Below are 20,032 nucleotides of genomic sequence, written 5' to 3' on the forward strand. Positions count from 1 at the left end.
TTATCAGGTTTAGGTGTATTCGGGTCATAGGAGGGTACCACTGGGTACTTCATCTCAGAAGATTAAAAAACTTTTGGGAAGGGGTATCCAGCCTCCAACTTCATCACTGGAAAAGTAGATTGTGCCCCGCAAGCCCTTGCAGCGCAACTTCTTGGCCCCATCCTGTCTGGATTTTGAGAAGCCTCAACCCTCCAATATCTCCTCGGCGGCGTCTCTATGGGCGTCCATTACGTAGGCGATCCCCGAGACCTTCGCCGCCTCCTCAGTGAGGGCCATCAGGTCGCCTCTATTGACCGTCTCCAGGCTGAAGTTTCTGCTTCCGGCCATAAGCTGCTGCAGGCCGATCTGGAACCTCTGGGCGTAGGTGTAGATCCCCATAGCCCCCAGGGGTATCTTATCGATATCTCTTCCGTACCTTTCGGCCAGCTCCCCGTAGGTGACGAAGAGCTGCCTTGCCGTCGTCCCGTACCTTGAGACGGACTTGGGAAGCTCTCCTGCCTGGATCCATTTCTGGATGTTCTTTCCCACCATCCCGGGGATCATGAGGGCTCTGCCCATGCATACCGCCCTGAAGTAAGGGGCGCCCATGGCGATCGCCTTGAATACCCCGTCCTCGCTGGAGAAGCCTCCCGCCATGGCGAGGTCGGGGACCCTCATCCCCTTCTTGGCGAGCCGCTCTGCAAACTCCCGGGCGAGGGACTGGAGGTAGAAGGTGGGGATTCCCCACTCGTTCATCATCGGCCAGGGGCTCATCCCGGTGCCGCCGGGGGCGCCGTCGATGGTGAGAAGGTCGATCTTCGCCTCTGACCCGTAGCGCAGAGCCATCGCCAGCTCCGCCATGGAGTAGGCCCCGGTCTTGAGGGTGACCCTCTTGAACCCCAGATCCCTGAGCCGGTCCACCTCTTCGAGGAAGCCCTCTTTTGTTACAAACCCGAGGCGAGAGTGCCTCTCAAACTCCTTGATGGAGCCGTCTGCGAACGCCTCCTGGACGTCCTTTCTGGAGGGGTCGGGCCTCACCAGGTAGCCTCTATTCTGTAGCTCCAGGGCCCGTTCGAGGGACCGAACCTTGATCTCGCCTCCGATGCACTTTGCCCCCTGCCCCCACTTCAGCTCCAGGGTGTCCAGCTCGTGCTTCATGGAGACGTACTCGGCGGTTCCCAGGCGGGTGTCCTCGACGTTAATCTGGACGAGGATCTCGCCGTACCCCTCATGGAACTGCCTGTAGGTCTCGATTCTTCTGTCCATCTCCGGAGACCTGACGACTTTGCCCTTGCCGTCCAGGACCAGATCCGGGTCGACGCCGCAGACGTTTTCGCCGCATACGAGGGTGATCCCGGATATGGCTGCACCGATGGCGAAGTGCTCCCAGTTGGCACCGGCGATATCTGTCGAGCCGAGGGCGCCGGTGAATATGGGGACCTTCATCTTGACCTTTCTGTCCCATCCGTACTCGGTTTCGGTGTCCACCTCGGAGAATACGGCGGTGTCGGGGTTGGCATCGACACCCTCGGGCAGGCCCTTGGCGCCGACGGCGTAACCCTGGATGCTTATGTGAGAGTAATCTAGGGGGTAGTCCTTGTCGGCCCCGGCGGTGACCTCGCCGAAGGGGCCGGGATATAGGACCTCCCGGCCCCTGAAAGAGGATAACCAGATATCACAACCGCCCCTGCAACCGTCGACACATCGGGTGCAGATTCCGGACATAGGGGCGACGTCCCTCGACCGGTTGAAGGTCCCGATCGCTTCGTTGGCGTTTGGCCGTCTGAGATTCATAAAATGCCTCCTGTTATTTTAATTCGTCCTGGGTCCGGGCGGATCTTCCGCCCAGGTTTGGGCGACGTGTCAGAAAGGAGCTTCCGGTCAGCCCATATATAAATCTTGTCCGACCATGGCATCGCCGCCATTCGTCCGGCATCAGCGAATCTGGCAGCTCCCATGGCCGATGAGATGAGGATGGCCGAAGGGCGAGGTCATCGACGGGCTATCTGGTCAAGACCCCTCGCCACCCTTGAGCCCCACGATCTTCTCGACGTCGACGAGCTTCCATATGAGGGAACGCTCCTCCTCGACTATGGAATCCAGGGGATCATTGGGGGAGTGGCCGAGGGCGAGGAGGACGTTTCGGGATAGGTTCTTATTCCTGATCAGGTCGATGAACCCCACCCTGACACGCCTCTTCTCCTCGGGGTCCCTGACCTCATCGAGGCGGCCCCGCAGGGTGACGAAACGATAGCTGGAGAGGTCCGGAGCGTACCTCTCCACCTCCACAGATACGTGGGGATCTTTTATGAAGAACTCGATCTTTTTGCCGTACTTCGTCGAGAGGAAGTACATGAACCGGCCGTCGAAGACGTATACGAAAGGGGCCACGTAGGGGTATTTATCCCCCTTGAAGGCGATCCTGCATACGTGCTCCTCCTCGATCAGCCGGTCGTACTCCCTCTTTTCCATGCTGGGTATCTTCTCAACTTCCGGGGCCATCTCATCTCCTCAGAGCAACTTCATCATAGGGTATGGATCGGATTCTATTTAAAACATCCAGAAAACGAGAGAGTCCGTCGAAGAAGAACGTCCCCATCGAAGAGACGGTGGGGGGAAAAATGAAGGCTCGGCTCTTGAGCAAGACCAAAGGCTGTCCGTCAACGGCCCTGGATCTTCTCTCTTATGAGCGACCTCAGGGCCTCCTCAGCATCGGGGTTATGCTTCGGCTTGTGGTACATGGTGCACCTCGAGGGCATCGGAATCAGACCTTCGTCCAGAAGGGTGTAGTGGACCTCTTCCAACCCGATCTCGCCGTCGGCGTACTTCACGAATATCGAGGCCACCTCCGACCGCTCCCCCTCTTTCAGCCTCTCAAACCTCTCCAACAGCTGCTCGATCTCTTCCATCACCGCTGACGCCTCGGAGGATACCACCACCCGATCGGATATATAGGTCTCGCAGGCCGCCCAAACCCCACAAAATAAATACGATCGGTTCGAACCGTCCAGCCCGCAAGTTCACCAGAGGAGATGATCATGACCCAAACTCCAGATAAAGTCGGGATCGACGACATCGCCGTCGCCGTCCCGAAGCTATTTTTATCCACCACCGGCGAGTTCGCCCGGGCGAGGGGGATCGAGCCGGCGAAGCTATCCCGGGGGATCGGCGTCGAGAAGATGGCGGTCCCCGACGCCCATGAGGACGCCGCCACCATGGCCGCGTCCTCGACCCTGGATCTGATGCGAAATAACGACCTTCTGCCCGAGGATGTCGGGAGGATATACATCGGGACCGAGTCTGGGGTCGACGAGGCGAAGGCGATGGGGACGTACGTCATCGGGATGCTCGAGGAGGTCTACGGTCCGGGGACCTTCACGGAGTGCTCGACCGTGGAGTACAAGTCGGCGTGCATAGGCGCCACCTTAGCCCTGGAGAGCGTCGCTTGCTGGCTGAAGGCAGGGGACGATGGAGGATGGGACGAAGCTAACGGCAGCAACGGCCCGGGCCGACGGCGGGGGAGGGTCGGGATCGTGGTGGCGACGGACGTCGCCCGTTATGAGATAGGCTCCCCCGGCGAGTACACCCAGGGGGCGGGGTCCGTCGCCCTCCTCGTCGACAGGGATCCGAGGATCCTCGCCCTCGACCCCGTGATGGGGGTCTATACCAGGGACGAGAACGACTTCTTCCGCCCCGTCGGGATGAGGTGCGCCGTGGTGAACGGCAAGTACAGCAACCTCTGCTACCTGGCTGCGATGGAGGGTGCCTTCGGCTCCTACCAGAGGAGGGCCCTCTCCCGGGGGGTCGTCCTCCTCGGGGACGGAGAGTGCGTCACAGACCACCTCGACAGGATAATCTTTCACATCCCCTACCCCCGGATGGCGGAGTATGCGGCCGCCTCATTGTTCCGACGTGAGTGGCGCAGCCTCCCCCGGTGGCGGGAGGTGGAGGAGGAGATCGGGGCCGAGCCTGGAGAGCCGGGAGGCGGGGAAGGGGCGACGGTGAAGGCGAAGGCGGAGGCGAAGGCGAAGGATGAGGCCGATTACCAGAGGAGGTTCTCGAAGTCGGCGATGTTTCAGGAGGCCTACGGAAAGAAGGTAAAACCCTCGACCCTCATATCCTCGGTCGTCGGAAACATCTACACCGGATCGATCTACCTGGGCCTGGCGAGCCTCCTCGTGCAGGACCTCCTCACGCCGGGGGCGCGGATCGGCCTGGGCTCCTACGGGAGCGGCTGCTCTGCCGCCTTCTTCTCCGGGACGGTCGAAGAGGGGATCGGATCGGTGGCCAGAGGCTCCGTCCTCAAAAAGCTGGACGAAAGGGTCGAGATAGATCTGGCGGATTACGAGGACCTTCACCGGGGAGATAGGCAAGAGAGCATCATCCCCCCGGCGGGGGAGTTCGCCCTCCTCCGGATCGACGCTGACGGGTACAGGCGGTACGGCTTCGTCGGCTGACGGTGGAGATGAAATATTGGCAGGATCATCGGTATCATCGGTATCGGCGGTATCGGCGGTATCGCCCCCATCTTTTAACCGGCGGGATCTGGCCCTCGCCGCCCTGGTCGTCGTTACCGGGCTCTTGATCTTCGGGTGGATGGCTTATTCGGCTTTATCGGATATAGGTGGCGACCTCGTCCAGATGGCGGCGCCGGGGACGGCGGAGCTGTACATGAAGAAAGCCGGGGAGTACACCATCTTCCGCGAGGATGTGAGCGTCGTAGAAGGCCGCTTCTACTCGACGGGAGAGACGGTGCCTCCGGGGCTCGTCATCGAACTCTTCGACCTATCCTCCGGCGAGAAGGTGGAACTATCGCCCCCGTTCGCAAGCTCCACCTACTCCTTCGCCGGCCGGTCGGGCAGGTCGATCGCCGCCTTCGAGATCGACCATCCCGGCATCTACAGGATGACGGCATCTTACCCTCCGGGTAGGGAGGGGCCGCAGGTGGTCCTGGCCGTCGGGACCGGCCTCTTCGGGGGTATCGCGTCGAAGATCGTCGTCGCCATCGCCGCCCTCTTCGGGTCGATCGCTGCCGGAGCCGCCATCCTCATCTGGGGCGAGAGGAAGAGGGAGAAGGAGGAGGAGCGGCTCCGGGAGGAGGACCGGATCCTCAGGAGGAAGGGGATCTGAGGGGCGGGTTTGGGAGAGATCAGAGGGAGAACCGCCCCGTCAATATCGAAGAAAGGGAAATAAAGGAAAATAAAGGGAGGAGTGAAGATTTGTCTGCCGATGAACCGCCTGCCATCGTCCTGGTGGCCTATGGGAGCCTCGACTTCGAGGCGAGGAAGACCTACGAGAAGATAAGAGCCGTATACAGACGTGAGTTTGAAGCCCCGGCAGTCAAGATCGCCTTCACCGCCGGGTTCATCCGGCGAAGGCTAGCCGGGACCGAGGGGACGGCGGTCGAAAGCCCCTTGATGGCCCTCGCAGAGCTCCACGACGCCGGCCACGAGGACATCGTCGTCCAGTCGCTGCACGTCGCCCCAGGTTCGGAGTTTCACGAGGCTGCGGCCCTCGTCTCTGCCCTCGGGACCGTCAGGGGGAAGTTCGGCTTCAGGAGGCTCGCCATGGGCCTTCCCCTCCTGGCCGCAGCTACGGACTACGACGCCGTCTGTGAAGCCCTCGCCCCGGAGTTCGACCGGATCACCGTCGGGGGCGAGGCGGCGGCTTTGAAGCGTAACCCGGAGGAGACGGCCGTCGTCCTCGTCGGCCACGGGACGGCCCACCCCGCCGACGCCGCCTACTCCCGGATGGCGCGGGTTTTGAAGAGAGATCACAGGAACGTATTTCTCGGGACGATCGACGGCTTTCCGGGGCTGGAGGAGGCGCTGGAGGAGGTGAGGGCGGCCGGCGTGCCGAGGGTGAGGCTCCTTCCCTTCCTCCTCGTCGCCGGAGGCCACGCCTCAAAGGATATCGCCGGGGACGGCTCGGGATCGTGGAAGAGGTCCTTTGAGGAGGCGGGCTACGAGGTCGACCTGAACCTTTTGGGGATGGGGGAGAACCCCCGGGTGGTGGAGGTCTTCCTGGCGCATACGAGGCGGGCGGCGGAGGGGTTACTGCGCGGGGAATGATCCCCTCCCGGAGAATGGCGAAGGAAGTTTATATTTAGAAAGTAGAGGCTGAGAGATCCCTGACCGCTCCTCTGAAATGTAGACAGGTGAACGACCTTGGCCACCCCACCTCCACCCGCCCAGCCTTCGACGGAAGAGCTGCCCTTCCGCGTTCTGGTGATCATATCCCGCCCCCTGGACGAAAGCGAGCTTCCGAATATCGCCGACCAGTGGGCGCTCTATAGCGGCCTATCGGCGGTGAAGACCCCGGCCCGCCTGGATTTTCTCAGGCCCCCGACTATCGAGCAGCTCAGAACCGAGATCCTGGGAGGCTACGACGTCGTCCACTTCGACGGCCACGGCAGCTTTGGGCGCAGATGCCCGAGCTGCTCCGGCCTCAACCCTCCTGAAGGCAAGAAATGCGGCCGATGTAACGCCGTCCTGGAATATGAAGAGGCCGGGGGATACCTCGCCTTCGAGGGGGAGGACGGGACGGTGGACTCCCTCGCCGCCGAAGATCTGGCGGGGATGATAAACGCTGTCCCCGGAAGGCCCACGAAGCTTGTCATCCTCTCCGCTTGCGAGTCGGCGAAAGGTGGAGACGCGAGCCTCCTCGCGGTCCTGACGCGGGAGGGGGTCCCCGCCGTCATGGGGATGAGGGAGCCGGTCCCGGTGGAGCTGACGGTGGCCCTCTCCCGGCCTTTATATGCCTATTTGGGCGCGGGCAATAATATCAAAGAGGCGTTCGACCAGGCGCGCCCCTCCTTGGCGAAACTGCCCAAAAGCGAGGAGGGAACTCCTGCCGAGGAGATCCCGATCCTGGAGGGCGATGGAACCGGCGCCCGGATCGTCGACCGTCCGATGCGGGGCGAGGTCGTCGTCGAGAGGGAGAGGATCTTTGGGGTCCCGGAGTACGACTTCGTCGGCGAGTTCATCCGGGGCGATCCGCCCCGGGGCAGAAAGGGACTCCTCGCCCGGACGGTCCGCGCCCTCAACGGCGGCGAGAGGCTCGTCGTCCTCACCGGCCAGGGCGGGATCGGCAAATCTGTCCTGGGCGCCGAGGCGGCTCGCAGGATAGCATGGCGGTATCCCGGCGGCGTCTTCTGGCGGAGCGGAGCCGAGATCGAGAACATGAGTCTGAACGAGCTTCTCGACGCCTTCGTCAACGTCTTCGGCTACGAATTCCGGACCCGTTTGGTGGACGAAAAGCGAGACATTGTCCTCGGATACCTGCGAGACCTGGGGACGGCGAGCCTGATCGTCGTCGACAACGCCGAGACGATAAAAGATCCTGCCGTCTTTCGGTTCCTGGAGGGGATACCGAGGCCGTCGGCGGCTCTTGTGACCAGCCGGGAGGCGCTGGAGCGGGAGGGGACCCACATCGACATCGACGAGATGGAGCCCCTGGAGGCGACAAGGCTCTTCATCGTCGAGGCGAGACGGCGAAAGCCGGGATGGGGCGAGAAGCTGACCTCCTCGGATTTGAAGGCGATGCGGGATATCTCCGGGCACCTGGACGGCCACCCCCTGGCGATCAAGCTCGCGGCGGCGATGGTGGGGAGCGACTCTCTCGCGACTATCTGCCAGAGGGTCCTCGCCGCTCCCCACAAGGAAGTCTCCACGCGGTTCGACTTCTCCTACAACCCCCTCCCCGAGGGCGAGAAGGAGCTCCTCCACCGGATGGCCGCCTTCGCCAGCTCCGCCACCGAGGTCGTGATCGAGATGACTTCGACCCTGCCCCTCTTCGAGGGAGACGCGACGGCGGCGCTTCCTCAGTGGCGGGACGACCTGACGGAGCTCGTCCGAAAGTCCTTCGTGGACACGGTGCCCGTGACGGCCTTTGACGATTCGGGAGATGAGGTCACATGGCAGCGCTATCGATTGCATTCGCTGATGCGCCAGTACGCCTCCGGAAAGGCGGGCGAGGGGGCGATGAAGATCCATCTGCGGCGGGCGGCCAACATCTTTCTTGCATATGCGACCCTGTTCGAGGAGGACTACAATGCGCTCCAGGCCGAGCACGAGAACATCCTCGCAGGTTTGGACTGGGCCTATGCAGCGAAAGAGTGGGAGATGGTGAGAAGCTTGGTATCGGCCACCGAATTTTATTTGAGGACCAGGGGGTACTGGAACGAAGATAAGATCAGGCTGAAACAGGCGATGAAAGCTTGCGAGAGTCTGGGGGACAAGGCTGGCGTCGCAATATCGCTCCACCAGCTGGGGATCCTCGCTCAGGACACGGGCGACATCGACGAGGCCCGCCGCCTCTACGGCGATAGCCTGAAGATCGCCCAAGAGCTGGGGTACAAATCCGGGGTCGCAAAATCGCTCGGCCAGCTTGGGATGCTCGCTCAGGATACGGGCGACATCGACGAGGCCCGCCGCCTTTACAGCGATAGCCTGAAGACATTTCAAGAGCTGGGGGACAAGGACGGGGTCGCAAAATCGCTCGGCCAGCTTGGGATGCTGGCTCAGGGCACGGGCGACATCATTGAGGCCCGCCGCCTATACGCCGAGAGCCTGAAGATAGCTCAAGATCTGGGGGACAAGTCCGGTATCGCAAGCTCGCTCCACCAGCTGGGGATGCTCGCTCAGGACACGGGCGACATCGACGAGGCCCGCCGCCTCTACGCCGAGAGCATGAAGATCGCCCAAGAGATGGGGGACAAGGACGGCGTCGCCATTACATTGGCCAATAGCTCCATTCTGGAAGAGGGAGAAGGAAACCTGGATCAGGCGCTGGATCTGATCCGAATGGCTGAGAAGCTGTTCCTGGAGCTTGGAAGCCCAAAGGCAACCCAGGCTCGGCAGATTCGAGAACGTCTGGAGCAGAAGGCGCAAGATAAGCCCTCATCCTTTGGAAGGATAAAAAGATGGCTGGGGCTTGGTTGAGATGAGAACGATTTGATGGAGAGCCTGCCATGATCCGGATCAAATGCGTTAATCCGAACTGCACCGCCCCCGATGGCGTCTTCTCCTGGGACGAGCGAGCCTCCGTCGAGAGCGGAGGCGGCCTCGCCGAGCCGGGCGAGGAGGAGGCCCTCTCCTTCGTCGCCGAGTGCCCGTACTGCGGGACGGAGAACAAGATCTGGCTGTCGCGGGTGAAGAAAGAGGATGTTGTGAGGAGGTTTGGATGATGAGCGAAGGCGACAGCGAGCCGGTCCGGGGCGGCTCTCTGACGAAGCTCGACCGATTCTGGCTGGAGACGGCCCGGGGTGCGGCGAAGGAGTCGGTCGCAGCCCTGGAGGAGGCGGCAAAGCAGCTGATATCGGTCACCAGCCTCCTCCAGGCGATCTACTTCGCCGCCATCTCCTTCAGCGACCTGAAGGGAAGCCTGGCGGTGGAGGGCGAAATCCGATGGGCTCTCGTCCTGCTCTTGGTCCTTCCCATCGTCCTCTGGCTCGCCAGCCTCGCCTTCGCCGTCCTGGTCTTCAAGCCGGAGACCTACAGGACGAACCTCTCCTCCCCGGACCTGGCGCGCTCTATGTACGAGGAGATCGTAGGCTACAAGCACCGGCAGCTCCAGCGGGCTCACCTCTTCCTGCTGCTGGGGTTCGTGCCGCTGGTGGTGAACATCGTCCTCTATCTAGTCTGGATTTAGCCGGGGACGGCATCACCAGCACCAGCATCAGCCCCAAATACCATCCCGACGAAATAACCCATCGATGTCCCCCACCGACTCCGCCCTCCTCCTCGTCCTCTACCTCGCCTGCTTCGCCGCCGTCCACAGCCTCATGGCCAGCCTTCCCTTCAAAAGAAGGGCCGCGAAGATCCTCGGGAGCCGGATGGACCCGTGGTATCCGGCGATCTTCGCGGCCTCCGCCTTCGTGATGATCGCGCCCCTGGTCTACCTCGTCTACCTCTTCCCCGGCAATATCCTCTACGTCGCCCCCTCCCCCTGGCGGTGGGCGATGGTGGCAGGGCAGGTCCTGGCGGGGCTTCTATCCATCAGGGCCTTCGTCGACGCACCCCACCGGTTCAAGGTGCCTCTGCAGCTTTCGGGGCCCGGGGCCTCCGGGGCGAAAGCCCTGGCCCCCCGGGGGATATACTGCTGGATTAGAGACCCCTTCCTTTTATCCGGCTTTCTCATCATCTGGCTGACCCCCTTCATGACGACGAATATCCTGATCCTATACGCCGCCGTCACCGTCTACCTCTACCTGGGGTCCCTCCACTGGGAGAGGAGGCTCCTCGCCCAGTTCGGCGACGAATACCGCTCCTATCAGCGGCGGGTCCCGCGGATGATCCCCTGGCGGGGAAGGCTCAGCCCCGAAGGGTGATGGGATAGGTGGCAGAGAGGCAAATCCCATGTTCACGATCTCCACCCTAATCCTCGCCTTCTACCTCATCGCCTTCGCTCTCCTCCACAGCCTCCTCGCGGGCAGCTGGGCGAAGGGGAGGGCCCGCCGGGCCTTCGGTCCGGGAGGGATGCGGTGGTACCGCCTCTTCTTTACCATCATCGCCGCAGCGACCCTCCTCCCCCTGCTATACCTATTCTATCTCTTCCCCGGGCAGGTCCTCTACTCCGTCCCCGCCCCCTGGCGGTGGGGGATGGTGGCGGTCCAGGCGGCCGCCGCCTTCGCCCTAGCAAAGACCCTCCTGGAAGCGGGGCCCCTCCGGTTCCTGGGGATCAGGCCCGGCTCCGGTGAGGGCAACGGCCAGCTGATCGTCCGGGGGATCTACTGCAGGACGAGAAACCCCCTCTTCCTCTTCGCCCTCGTATTCCTCTGGCTCACCCCCGTCATGACCGCAAACCTCCTCGTCCTCTACATCATCACCACCGTCTACTTCATCCTCGGATCGGTCCACGAGGAGAGGATGCTCGCCGAGGAGTTCGGGGCCGCCTACCTCGACTACCAGGATAGGGTGCCCAGGTTCATCCCCCGGATGAGATGCACCTACCCCGAGACAGAGGTGAAGGCCAGAGGAAAGGCTGCGGGACCGGGGGGCGGCGTCCCGGGATCTCCGCCGGGATCTGAATCGGGATCTGAATCGAGATCTTCATCAGAGCCTGAGCTGAAATCCTGATCGTGATCTCATGCCCGGTCTGGGCCAAACTCCGGGGCAAAAGATAGAAAGGAAGGTGAGGAGGTCACCGCCCCCGGGGCGCCTCCGCCTCGCCGGACTGGAGAAGGTGCCCCTCCATCCCCACCGAAAGCGCCGAGTCGGCGGGGATCAGCAGCATCGTCCTCATCCGTCCACCACCTCAAAATCGATGCTCACAGAGCTGGTCATCGACCTTATCACCGGCGCCCTCCTCGCCACCTCTGCGAAGATCTCCGCCAGGGCCTCCGGATCTGCGTCGGCGGCGATTTTGACGTTGATATCGATCCGGGTCACCTCCCTCCCGTCCCCCAGCCTCTCCAGAACTCCGACCGCCTCCGACCTGTAAGACCGGAGGGCGACCTTATGCTTCTTCGCCACGGCGAGGGTGGTGGTGAGGACGCATCCGTTGGCGGCGGCGACGAAGAGGTCCTCGGGGGAGAGGAACCCCTCGACTCCGCCAAACTCCGCCGGAAGGGCGACCTTGATCTTCTGACGGGACGCAAATACTATCTCGCCCCTGGCGTCCCCGGTCCAGGCCAGATCGTTTCCAAAATAGATCTCTTCGGTCATGACCACGGGCTTTGTACCCGATGGTAATTATCAATTTCCTGAGATCTTCGGCCGAACGGTCAAGGGCGGCGGACTCTTCGGCCGGTCGGGCTGCCTTCATCCCGATGGTCATCCTGATGGTCATCCCCATGGTGATTCCGATGGTAAGCCTCTCCGGGGGCCCCGGGCGGGTCGACGTGGACCGTCGCCTCCGATAGGTATGGGAGGCTTCTTAGGAGCTGATGGCCCACCTCCTTCGCGATCTTGTGCCCCTCCTCGACGGTCAGATCCGGATCGACGATAACATCGATCTCGGCCCGGAGGCGGTGGCCCAGCCACCTCACCCTCACCCCAGATACCTCCTCGACTCCGGGGGCGGATCCGGCGGCCGCCCTCACCCCATCGACGACCTCGGGGTCGACGCCGTCGACGAGCCTCGTCAGGACCATCCGCCCCGATCTCCACCCGATATGAAGGATGACGACGGTGATGATAAGCCCCACCAGGGGGTCGGCCCTGGGGTATCCGGCCCAGACGCCGACGGCTCCGAAGAGGACCGCGAGGCTCGTCAGGCCGTCGGCCCGGGCGTGGAGGCCGTCGGCGACGAGGGCGGCGCTGTTGATCTCCCGGCCGACCTTCATCCGGTAGACGGCCACCGCCTCATTTCCGACGAAACCCATGATGGAGGCGAGGGCCACCGCCCATAGGATTCCGACGGAAGCAGGCTCATAGAGCCTCATCACCGACTCGTACCCGGTGAAGACGGCACCGGCGACGATGACGAGGACTATGGCGAGCCCCGCCAGGTCCTCGGCCCGGCCGTATCCGTAGGTGAACCCCTTCGTCGGAGGAAGCCGTCCGAGCCTGAAGGCGACCCAGAGGGGAAGGGCCGTCGCCGCGTCACCGAAGTTGTGGACGGTGTCGGCGAGGAGGGCGACAGACCCGGAGAAGAAGACTATCGCCACCTGGATCAACGCCGTCGCGGCAAGCGCCAGAAAGGAGAGCTTGACCGCCCGGATTCCCCTCTCGGCGGCGAGGAGGGCCGGGTCGGCGGCGGCGTGGAGGTGATGGTCCCTTCTTCCTTCTTCGATCCCAGCATCGGAGATGCGGATGCCTTTCTTTCCTATCATGCTCCTATCGGAACCGGTTTTCTTCCTCTGAGATTTAAATCTGCGGCCCGCTCGGACCGCAATCGAAAGAAATTGGAGGGTAGGCGTTGGAGACTATGGAGGGCTGGAGGATGCGACGTAAGGTATATCGGAGGCGAAAGCCCATAGATCTGACATGGACCCGATCCTGCCGATCATAGCGGGGCTCATCCTCATCACTGTCGTCGCCCTCGTCTCCATCAAAAAGCGTTTCGCCGAAAACTCCGACTTCTGGTTCTCTATGGGGATGATCCTCGCTGATTTCGGGAAGTACGAGAGGGCGGCCCGATGCTGCGAGAGGGCGGTGAGGATCTACCCCTTCTACGTCCACGCCTGGAACAACTGGGGCCTGGCCCTCCTGAAGCTCGGAAGGCATGAGGAGGCCCTCGAAAGGCTCGAGGAGGCGCTCACCTTAAACCCCGCCCTGGGCGAGGGATGGTACAACAAGGGGATCGTCCTCGAAAAGCTCCATCGAGAGGGAGAAGCGGAGGAGGCGTTCGAGAGAGCCCGGTCCCTGGGGGTCAGCCCCTGAATATACGTCAGAACCTTTTTTGTGGGTCGAGAGTGACCGATGGAAGGATCGGAGGAGGAAGATCGGCCTCGACTCCGGAGATGGTACTCGTATCTCTCGCGGCCTATTCCTTGAGAGCTTCATCACAATCTTAAACATGCTTCAAGGCCGGCGGCTATGAGCCAAAGCTCGGGTGAGCTGAGCGGGGACGGCCGGATATCCCCCAAATTTTTCAGGGCCTAAGAAGGCGGGTTCAAGCCTCCAATCGTCCTGAGAAGATCATCATCGGCTTCATATCGCCGGCTTCATCCCGCTGCCCTCCAGCATCTTTTGACACCACCTGCAGTACCTCCACCCTTTGAGGTCAGCCTCATCGATGGAGTTTGAAAAGTGCATTACGCATTCATCGTCACCGCAGTGGGGGAGGCCGAAGACGTGGCCCAGCTCGTGGACCGCCTCCTTTTTGGCCCTCTCTCGAAATAGGTCCGGGTCTGGGGAGAGGCCGTAGAACTCCTGCCGGAGCCTTGCGAGAGATATCATCGCCCGCCTCCCGTGGGCTAGGCCGAAGACGAAGTTCAGATCCGCCACGAATAGGTCCTCCTCGACCACCCCCAGGACGGCGTCGCCTCCTTCCGGCGGGGGAAGGGCCATGAGTACAGCCGCACCGTCGAGCTGGCCCCTCCCGGGATCTCGGAGGGAGGCGGGGATATGGACCATCGGCATCACCTCGACGGAGCCGTATATCGACCCGATTTCGACCTCGATGAAGGAGATGAGGGAATCGTCGACGGCTCCCACCGGCTGGATGAGGATCGTCATGAGATCCATCTCATCTCTTCAGCTCAAGGCTCCTCGGCGAGGGACTTCTGGTAGGCCTTCCAGCCGGGGCACCATCCGGTGTGCCACCTCCATACTCTGGCGATGAGAGAGTTGGGCCTCTTCTCGGCGCGGCGCCTTATGGGACAGCTTTCACAACTTGCAGCCATGACCTTTAGGCTGCGGGGTTGGTATAAGGAATTTACGAAGGAAAAGGAGGGGGAAGGGGGTGGAGGTAAAAGGGGGAGAAGGAGAGGGAGATGAGGGAAGAGGAGAAGGAGGGAAATTGGAGGATTGGTGGAGAAGGGGGGGAAGGTGACCGTAGTCCCGGGGTTCGGCCCTTCCATCGAAAGATGAGAAGAAGGTCTCTCAAGGGAAGTACTCGGTGGGAAGCCTCAGGATTCCCATCGCCACCAGCACCATCACTATGATCGTATAGACGACGGAGACCGATAGATCGGTGAGGATCTCCTTTCTTCCCGGACCCTTCCTTTCATCCTTGGATAGAACGCCCTTCATCCCCCTGTGCATCAGAACGAACCCCAGAACGTTGGTGATCCAGTATCCTATCACCATGGCGGGGAGGAAGAGATCCTCGGATATGAGGGCGAAGAGGGCTGCAAAGGCGTAGGCGATGGGGATGTTGACGAAGAGGTCGTTCCACCAGGAGACGGGAGAGAGGATGAACCCCACCGTGGCTATTATGCCGCCCCTAACCTTCCTCTTCCCGATCTTGCGGCCGGCGACCTCGAAGGAGGCGTCTAAAGCCGCGTCTTTATCACCTCCATCTTCGCCCTTATGTTCGTCTCCGGGTTCGCCTTCTCTTCCCACGATGATCCGCCCCTTCCAGGGAGCCTTCTCTATCGTAGGAGTATATCTTCATTTATTCTTTTCTCATCAAACGCCCCTTCCACCGGGGATCGAAAGAGTTATAGCCCAAAAATCCCAAATTTGAGAGGACGTGAAATGAGGTAGCCCTCGATTATGATAGAAATACAGAAGACCTGCACAAGACCCAGGAGCCGTTCCCATGATAGAGATGTCAAAGATCCGGATGGCTGCCGTCGCTATCCTGGCGGCGCTTCTCATATGGACCCTTTACGGAGCGTTCGTCTCCATGAACGTAAAAGAGCCACCCTACCAGGTCATCGAGACGCTCGATAACGGAGTCGAGATCCGAGAGTACTCCCGCCAGATCTGGGCTATAACCCCGGAAGACGACCGCAACCGGGGGTTTGCCCGCCTCTTCATGTACATCTCCGGCGAAAACGATGGCGAGGTGAAGATCGATATGACCGCCCCCGTGGTGACGGGCGCCGCCGGCGACGAGCCTTTCATCGCCTTCGTCATGCCCGAGGGGTTGGAACTGGAGGATACGCCTCGCCCCCGGGACGGGGAGGTGAAGATCGAGGTCGTGGAGGCGAGGAGGATGGCGGCGATCGCCTTCTCTGGCTACGCCACAGAGGAGAGGCAAAAGAGATACCTGACGATCCTCGAAGAGACCCTCAGAGATCGAGGGATCGATGCTCAGGGCGACCCGGTCCTCATGCAGTACAACGACCCCTGGACGCCGCCCTTCATGCGCAGAAACGAGGTGGGAGTAGAGGTCTGAGGGACAAAGGCATTATAGGGTTATTTTTGGTTTAGGGGGTTCTGGAGGTATGGCCCCTTTTTATCCCCACCAACAGGCTCTGAGATGGGAAGCTCTCATCTCCCCGAGGAAGAGAGTCCGGCGGACCTTTCTCCTCATGCGATAAAAAGGTTTGAGAGGACGGATTTCGAGGAGATCGGAGAGGTTCCCCGAGTCGATGGGAGGTTGTATGAGTGAAGATTGTCGGCCGTTCAGAAATTCGCGCGGATGAGTGATGATTATTTATCAATTTTATCCAACCTTCAGACATTTCAGACATAATAGTATGCAGCAATCGTATTAGACCTGATATAGTTTGTCCAGAAATTCTCGGACAATTATTACGAGGGGATTGGTTAGAGCTGACGGAAAGCATTATATGCAATAATAATCCAAAAGATGGGGCGTAAACAAGGAGTGGAGGTTAAAATATGATGAAAAAAGCTTTGATAGCTCTATTCATCGTCTCTATGCTGTCGATGGTAACGTCCGCAGCAGAGGACGATGCGGCAAAGACGATCTTAGAGACCGCTGCAGAAGACGGAAACTTCAACACCCTGGTGGGTGCGGTTGAGGACGCTGGCCTCACGGAGGCCTTGAGCGGCGAAGGGCCCTTCACAGTCTTCGCCCCCACCGACGAGGCCTTCGCAGATGTAGAAGGGCTTGATGAGATCGACAACGAGACCCTGGCAGAGATCCTCAAGTACCACGTCGCAGCCGGCGCCATCATGGCCTCAGACGTCGTGAACATGACGGCTATACCCACCCTCCAGGGCGGAAACCTCACCGTTGAGGTAACCGACGAGGGCGTGACGGTGGACGGCGCCAACGTGACGGCGACCGATATCGTCTGCAGCAACGGCGTCATCCACGTCATCGATGCTGTTCTGATCCCTCCCGCTGAGGAGCCGTCGATGGACATTATGGAGACGGTGGAGGAGCTGATCGAAGAGGTCCAGGAGCTCGTCGACGTCTGACAAAGAGAATCGTCGATTTAGACTTTGCTGCGCCTCCAGGGATCTGAGGATAAAGGTAAGTTCCTAGAGGCTTTTGGGGCGGAGGACCGAAATCCACCGCCTCAAAAAAAAATTTTTTCGGTCCCAGAAGATACCAACAGATACACAGACCCTTCGGGGCAGCATTTTCGGATCTTACAGCCCCCATTACCATCCCCTCACCAAAAGTCCGATATACTCCCTGGGCCATCCGGTCGCCAAGGCGATATAATCATGTTGATCGGAATCGATGTCGGCGGAACCACTACAGACGCGGTTCTAATAGACGAGGGAAAGGTTATAAAAACGTCGAAAGTCCCGACCGACCACGACCATCTCCTGGAGTGCCTTATGGGCGCCCTCGACGAGGTCGTCCGGGAGGTCCCGACGGATAAGATCGAGAGGGTCGTCCTGAGCACCACCCTCATCACAAATCTCATAGCCGAGGGTAAGGCCGACCCAGTAGCCCTGATCATGGAGCCGGGTCCGGGTATGAACCCCGAAAACCTGGCCCTGGAAGGAGAGGTCCGGATCGTCCGGGGGGCGATCGACTACAGGGGCAGAGAGATCCAGCCCCTGGATGAAGACCAGGTGGAGAAGGCAGCAGCCGCCATCTCCGAGGGAGGTTACAGAAAGGTGGCGGTGGTGAGCAAGTTCGGCCAGAGGAACCACTTCCATGAAGAGAGGATGCGGGAGATCGTCCTCCGGACTAACCCAGAGATTCAGGTCGAGATGGGCCACCAGGCCTCAGGAAGGCTGAACTTTCCGAGGAGGGCGGCGACGACGATGCTGAAGGCCGCAGCCCAGGACAAATACAGAGAGTTTGCTGAGCAGATCGCCGAGGCAGTATCGAAGAGGAATATCGCAGCCCCCATATACATACTAAAGGCCGACGGTGGGACGCTACCCCTGGAGACGTCCGTCGAGCACCCCGTCGAGACGATCTTCTCGGGGCCCGCCGCCAGCACCATGGGGGTCCTTGCCCTCACCCCTCCGGACCAGACCTCCGTCGTAGTCGACATCGGCGGGACGACGACGGACCTCGCCCTGATCCTGAACGGGGTCCCCCTAATCTCCTCGGAGGGGGCGAGGGTGGACAGCCAGCTCACCCACATCAGGGCCTTCGCCGTCAAGTCGGTGGCCCTGGGGGGCGACAGCAGGGTGAGAGCCGCAGGCGACGAGGTCACCCTCGGGCCGGAGAGGGCGGGTCCCGCCTTCTGCTTGGGGGGGCCGGAGCCGACCCCCACCGACGCCATGAGGCTCCTGAACCTCATCTCCATCGGCGAGCGAGCCCTCGCTGAGGAGGCGATGGAGAACCTTGGTCGGGATCTCGGCTGCTCTGCGGGCGAAGCGGCCCAGAAGGTGGTCGACGCGGCCGTCGAGATTCTCATCGGAGAGATCGAAGCGATCTTCCTAGCCTGGGAGCTGGAGCCGGCCTATCGGGTCTGGGAGATCCTCCAGAAAGAGAAGATCAGGCCCCAGAACGTCGTCGGCGTCGGCGGCGGAAGTTTGGGGCTCGTCCCCCTGGTGGCGGAGAGGCTCGGCGCCGAAGGGATCATCCCCGAGGACGCCGCCGTTGCCAACGCCATAGGCGCCGCCGTGGCGAGGCCCACCCTCACCCTCACCTTCAGGGCGGACACCGACCGGGGCTTTTACACCGTCGCCGAGGACGGGACGACAGGGGAGATCAGGGACAAAAAGTTCGGCCAGAAGGAGGCGGAGGCTTTGGCCAAGAGGCTGATCGTCGAGCGGGCCGAGAGGATGGGGATAAGTGAGTACGCATCGGAGGCAGAGGTGACCTCCAGCGAGGTATTCAACATGGTCCGGGGCTGGTCCACCAGCGGCCGGATCCTGGACGTCAGCATGCAGATCCCGGCGGGGCTCATCCCCGAATGGACGGGAGGTGGAAGACGATGAGAAATTATAGAGAGGAGAATAAGGATCGGGCCAGGAAGATGGGGCTGATATTCTTTCCGGCCTTCGACTGGGCGATAACCCCGACCCACCCCGAAAGGGAGGAGCGGCTCCTTTACACCCGAGACCAGATCTTCGAGGAGGGGCTGATGGACCTTCCGGAGGTGGAGGAGTACAAGCCGCGGCTCGCGGATTATAAGGACATCGCCCGGGTCCACTTCTGCATACCCTCCGCAGAGTCCCTCGTCACCGAGGCCCACCTCATCGCCGCCGGCAGCACCCTCGTCCTCGCCGACGCCTACATGAAAGGCGAGATCACCAACGCCTTCGCCCTGGTGAGGCCCCCGGGCCACCACTCCATGAGGGTCGCCCACGGGAACCGGGGTTTCTGCAACGTCAACAACGAGGCGATCATGGTGGAGTACATCCGGAGGAAGTACGGCATCCGCCGGATCGCCATCATCGATACCGACGTCCATCACGGCGACGGGACCCAGGAGATCTTCTACCACGACCCCGACGTCCTCTTCATATCCTTCCACCAGGACGGAAGGACCCTCTATCCGGGGTCGGGGTTCGTCGATGAGCAGGGCGGCCCCAAGGCGATGGGAAGGACTATCAACATACCCCTGCCGCCGGAGACCCCCGACGAGGGGATCCACTATGTTTTGGAGGAGCTGGTCCTCCCCATCCTGAAGGATTTCCGGCCCCAGCTCGTCGTCAACTCCGCGGGCCAGGACAACCACTATACAGACCCCCTGGCGAATATGCGGTTCTCCGCCCAGGGTTATGCAAAACTGAACGAGATGCTGGCGCCGGATATTGCCGTCCTGGAGGGGGGGTACGCCATCGAGACCGCCCTCCCATATGTCAACTGCGGCATCATCCTCGCCATGGCAGGCCTCGACTACTCCAACGTCCGGGAGCCGGACTACCACCCCGGAAGGTTTTCGATGTCCAGGACCATGGAGGCGAATATTCAAGGGACCGTCGAGTACCTCCAGGGTATCTGGGAGGCGAGAGAGGAGCTGACGGCGAAGGCCGTCGAGAGGGCTGGCCCCTTCTTCCGGAGGCGCAAAGACATCTTCTACGACACCGACGGGATCCGGGAGCGCCAGACCGAGTCGGTGAAGATGTGCCCCGACAAGAGCTGCCCCGGCTACATGACCATCGATACAGATGCCGTCAGAGGCTACGGCCATTCCGAGAGCGGGTTTGGGGTCTTCGTCCCCTTATTCGCCTGCAAGCGCTGCCGCGAGGAGGGGAGGGAGGAGTACGAGGCCCACAAGACCGACTCCCGATACAACCACATATTCTTCCAGGACAAGAACGCCGACGACTTCCGGCTCTACAGCACGAGGATGCATAACGAGCGGATCTACTGAAGGCGAGAT

At 61.3% G+C, this 20,032-nt stretch carries 21 protein-coding genes; 13 read left to right on the top strand and 8 right to left on the bottom strand.

All coding sequences use genetic code 11. The annotated features are described in order from the left end of the window. Positions 1 to 183 precede the first annotated feature (183 nt). The 3 genes from P0O24_RS09275 to P0O24_RS09285 all read right to left on the bottom strand — a co-directional run bounded on the left by P0O24_RS09275 (position 184) and on the right by P0O24_RS09285 (position 2,918). Positions 184 to 1,773 carry an FMN-binding glutamate synthase family protein gene (locus P0O24_RS09275; protein WP_316969473.1) on the bottom strand — a complete coding sequence of 530 codons (1,590 nt, stop codon included), beginning with the start codon at positions 1,771 to 1,773 and terminating at the stop codon, positions 184 to 186. A 216-nt stretch (positions 1,774 to 1,989) separates the two neighbouring features. After that, positions 1,990 to 2,481, bottom strand: a complete 492-nt coding sequence (locus tag P0O24_RS09280) for a pyridoxamine 5'-phosphate oxidase family protein (RefSeq protein ID WP_316969474.1) — start codon at positions 2,479 to 2,481, stop codon at positions 1,990 to 1,992. Positions 2,482 to 2,639: 158 nt separating this feature from the next. Beyond that, positions 2,640 to 2,918, bottom strand: a complete 279-nt coding sequence (locus tag P0O24_RS09285; RefSeq protein WP_316969475.1) for a hypothetical protein — start codon at positions 2,916 to 2,918, stop codon at positions 2,640 to 2,642. Positions 2,919 to 3,017: 99 nt separating this feature from the next. On the opposite strand from P0O24_RS09285, the gene P0O24_RS09290 reads away from it, so the two are divergent. From P0O24_RS09290 to P0O24_RS09325, 8 genes are all read left to right on the top strand, one after another. After that, on the top strand, positions 3,018 to 4,436 hold the full coding sequence (locus P0O24_RS09290; RefSeq protein WP_316969476.1) for a hydroxymethylglutaryl-CoA synthase family protein: 1,419 nt from the start codon (positions 3,018 to 3,020) through the stop codon (positions 4,434 to 4,436). Positions 4,437 to 4,452: 16 nt separating this feature from the next. Further along, the gene (locus tag P0O24_RS09295) at positions 4,453 to 5,109 is read left to right on the top strand and encodes a hypothetical protein (RefSeq protein WP_316969477.1); all 657 of its coding nucleotides are present in this window, start codon (positions 4,453 to 4,455) and stop codon (positions 5,107 to 5,109) included. Positions 5,110 to 5,198: 89 nt separating this feature from the next. Next, a complete protein-coding gene (locus P0O24_RS09300) occupies positions 5,199 to 6,050 on the top strand; it encodes a sirohydrochlorin cobaltochelatase (RefSeq protein ID WP_316969478.1) in 852 nt (283 codons plus the stop codon). A 96-nt stretch (positions 6,051 to 6,146) separates the two neighbouring features. Continuing rightward, positions 6,147 to 8,921 (top strand): tetratricopeptide repeat protein, encoded by a 2,775-nt coding sequence (locus P0O24_RS09305; RefSeq protein WP_316969479.1) that lies wholly within the window; start codon positions 6,147 to 6,149, stop codon positions 8,919 to 8,921. A gap of 29 nt (positions 8,922 to 8,950) precedes the next feature. After that, a complete protein-coding gene (locus P0O24_RS09310; protein WP_316969480.1) occupies positions 8,951 to 9,166 on the top strand; it encodes a hypothetical protein in 216 nt (71 codons plus the stop codon). Next, positions 9,163 to 9,630, top strand: a complete 468-nt coding sequence (locus tag P0O24_RS09315) for a hypothetical protein (protein WP_316969481.1) — start codon at positions 9,163 to 9,165, stop codon at positions 9,628 to 9,630. The genes P0O24_RS09310 and P0O24_RS09315 overlap by 4 nt, the downstream gene beginning before the upstream one ends. Positions 9,631 to 9,694: 64 nt before the next feature. Continuing rightward, positions 9,695 to 10,309, top strand: a complete 615-nt coding sequence (locus P0O24_RS09320; protein ID WP_316969482.1) for a methyltransferase family protein — start codon at positions 9,695 to 9,697, stop codon at positions 10,307 to 10,309. A gap of 28 nt (positions 10,310 to 10,337) precedes the next feature. Then, entirely contained in the window at positions 10,338 to 11,057 is a 720-nt protein-coding gene (locus tag P0O24_RS09325; RefSeq protein WP_316969483.1) for a methyltransferase family protein, read from the top strand. Between the two features lie 162 nt (positions 11,058 to 11,219). On the opposite strand, the gene P0O24_RS09330 is transcribed toward P0O24_RS09325, so the two are convergent. Together P0O24_RS09330 and P0O24_RS09335 are read right to left on the bottom strand one after the other, a co-directional pair. Beyond that, positions 11,220 to 11,645, bottom strand: coding sequence for an OsmC family protein (locus P0O24_RS09330; RefSeq protein WP_316969484.1), 426 nt, complete (start codon positions 11,643 to 11,645; stop codon positions 11,220 to 11,222). A 59-nt stretch (positions 11,646 to 11,704) separates the two neighbouring features. After that, positions 11,705 to 12,754: a cation diffusion facilitator family transporter gene (locus P0O24_RS09335; RefSeq protein WP_316969485.1), complete on the bottom strand. Its 1,050-nt coding sequence runs from the start codon at positions 12,752 to 12,754 to the stop codon at positions 11,705 to 11,707. 154 nt (positions 12,755 to 12,908) lie between these two features. On the opposite strand from P0O24_RS09335, the gene P0O24_RS09340 reads away from it, so the two are divergent. After that, positions 12,909 to 13,304 carry a tetratricopeptide repeat protein gene (locus P0O24_RS09340; protein ID WP_316969486.1) on the top strand — a complete coding sequence of 132 codons (396 nt, stop codon included), beginning with the start codon at positions 12,909 to 12,911 and terminating at the stop codon, positions 13,302 to 13,304. Positions 13,305 to 13,574: 270 nt separating this feature from the next. On the opposite strand, the gene P0O24_RS09345 is transcribed toward P0O24_RS09340, so the two are convergent. From P0O24_RS09345 to P0O24_RS09355, 3 genes are all read right to left on the bottom strand, one after another. Then, the gene (locus tag P0O24_RS09345) at positions 13,575 to 14,111 is read right to left on the bottom strand and encodes an archaemetzincin family Zn-dependent metalloprotease (RefSeq protein WP_316969487.1); all 537 of its coding nucleotides are present in this window, start codon (positions 14,109 to 14,111) and stop codon (positions 13,575 to 13,577) included. A 14-nt stretch (positions 14,112 to 14,125) separates the two neighbouring features. Beyond that, a complete protein-coding gene (locus P0O24_RS09350) occupies positions 14,126 to 14,269 on the bottom strand; it encodes a hypothetical protein (protein ID WP_316969488.1) in 144 nt (47 codons plus the stop codon). Positions 14,270 to 14,468: 199 nt separating this feature from the next. Further along, positions 14,469 to 14,930, bottom strand: a complete 462-nt coding sequence (locus P0O24_RS09355) for a hypothetical protein (RefSeq protein ID WP_316969489.1) — start codon at positions 14,928 to 14,930, stop codon at positions 14,469 to 14,471. A gap of 199 nt (positions 14,931 to 15,129) precedes the next feature. Between P0O24_RS09355 and P0O24_RS09360 the strand changes: the two genes are divergently transcribed. The 4 genes from P0O24_RS09360 to P0O24_RS09375 all read left to right on the top strand — a co-directional run bounded on the left by P0O24_RS09360 (position 15,130) and on the right by P0O24_RS09375 (position 20,023). Then, positions 15,130 to 15,711 carry an SOUL family heme-binding protein gene (locus P0O24_RS09360; RefSeq protein WP_316969490.1) on the top strand — a complete coding sequence of 194 codons (582 nt, stop codon included), beginning with the start codon at positions 15,130 to 15,132 and terminating at the stop codon, positions 15,709 to 15,711. A 449-nt stretch (positions 15,712 to 16,160) separates the two neighbouring features. Beyond that, positions 16,161 to 16,706 carry a fasciclin domain-containing protein gene (locus P0O24_RS09365; protein WP_316969491.1) on the top strand — a complete coding sequence of 182 codons (546 nt, stop codon included), beginning with the start codon at positions 16,161 to 16,163 and terminating at the stop codon, positions 16,704 to 16,706. A 252-nt stretch (positions 16,707 to 16,958) separates the two neighbouring features. Next, positions 16,959 to 18,641, top strand: coding sequence for a hydantoinase/oxoprolinase family protein (locus P0O24_RS09370; protein WP_316969492.1), 1,683 nt, complete (start codon positions 16,959 to 16,961; stop codon positions 18,639 to 18,641). Beyond that, positions 18,638 to 20,023, top strand: coding sequence for a histone deacetylase family protein (locus tag P0O24_RS09375; RefSeq protein ID WP_316969493.1), 1,386 nt, complete (start codon positions 18,638 to 18,640; stop codon positions 20,021 to 20,023). Before P0O24_RS09370 ends, P0O24_RS09375 begins: the two co-directional genes overlap by 4 nt. The last annotated feature ends 9 nt before the right edge of the window (positions 20,024 to 20,032 follow it).

Source organism: Candidatus Methanocrinis alkalitolerans (assembly GCF_029167205.1).
Taxonomy (GTDB): domain Archaea; phylum Halobacteriota; class Methanosarcinia; order Methanotrichales; family Methanotrichaceae; genus Methanocrinis; species Methanocrinis alkalitolerans.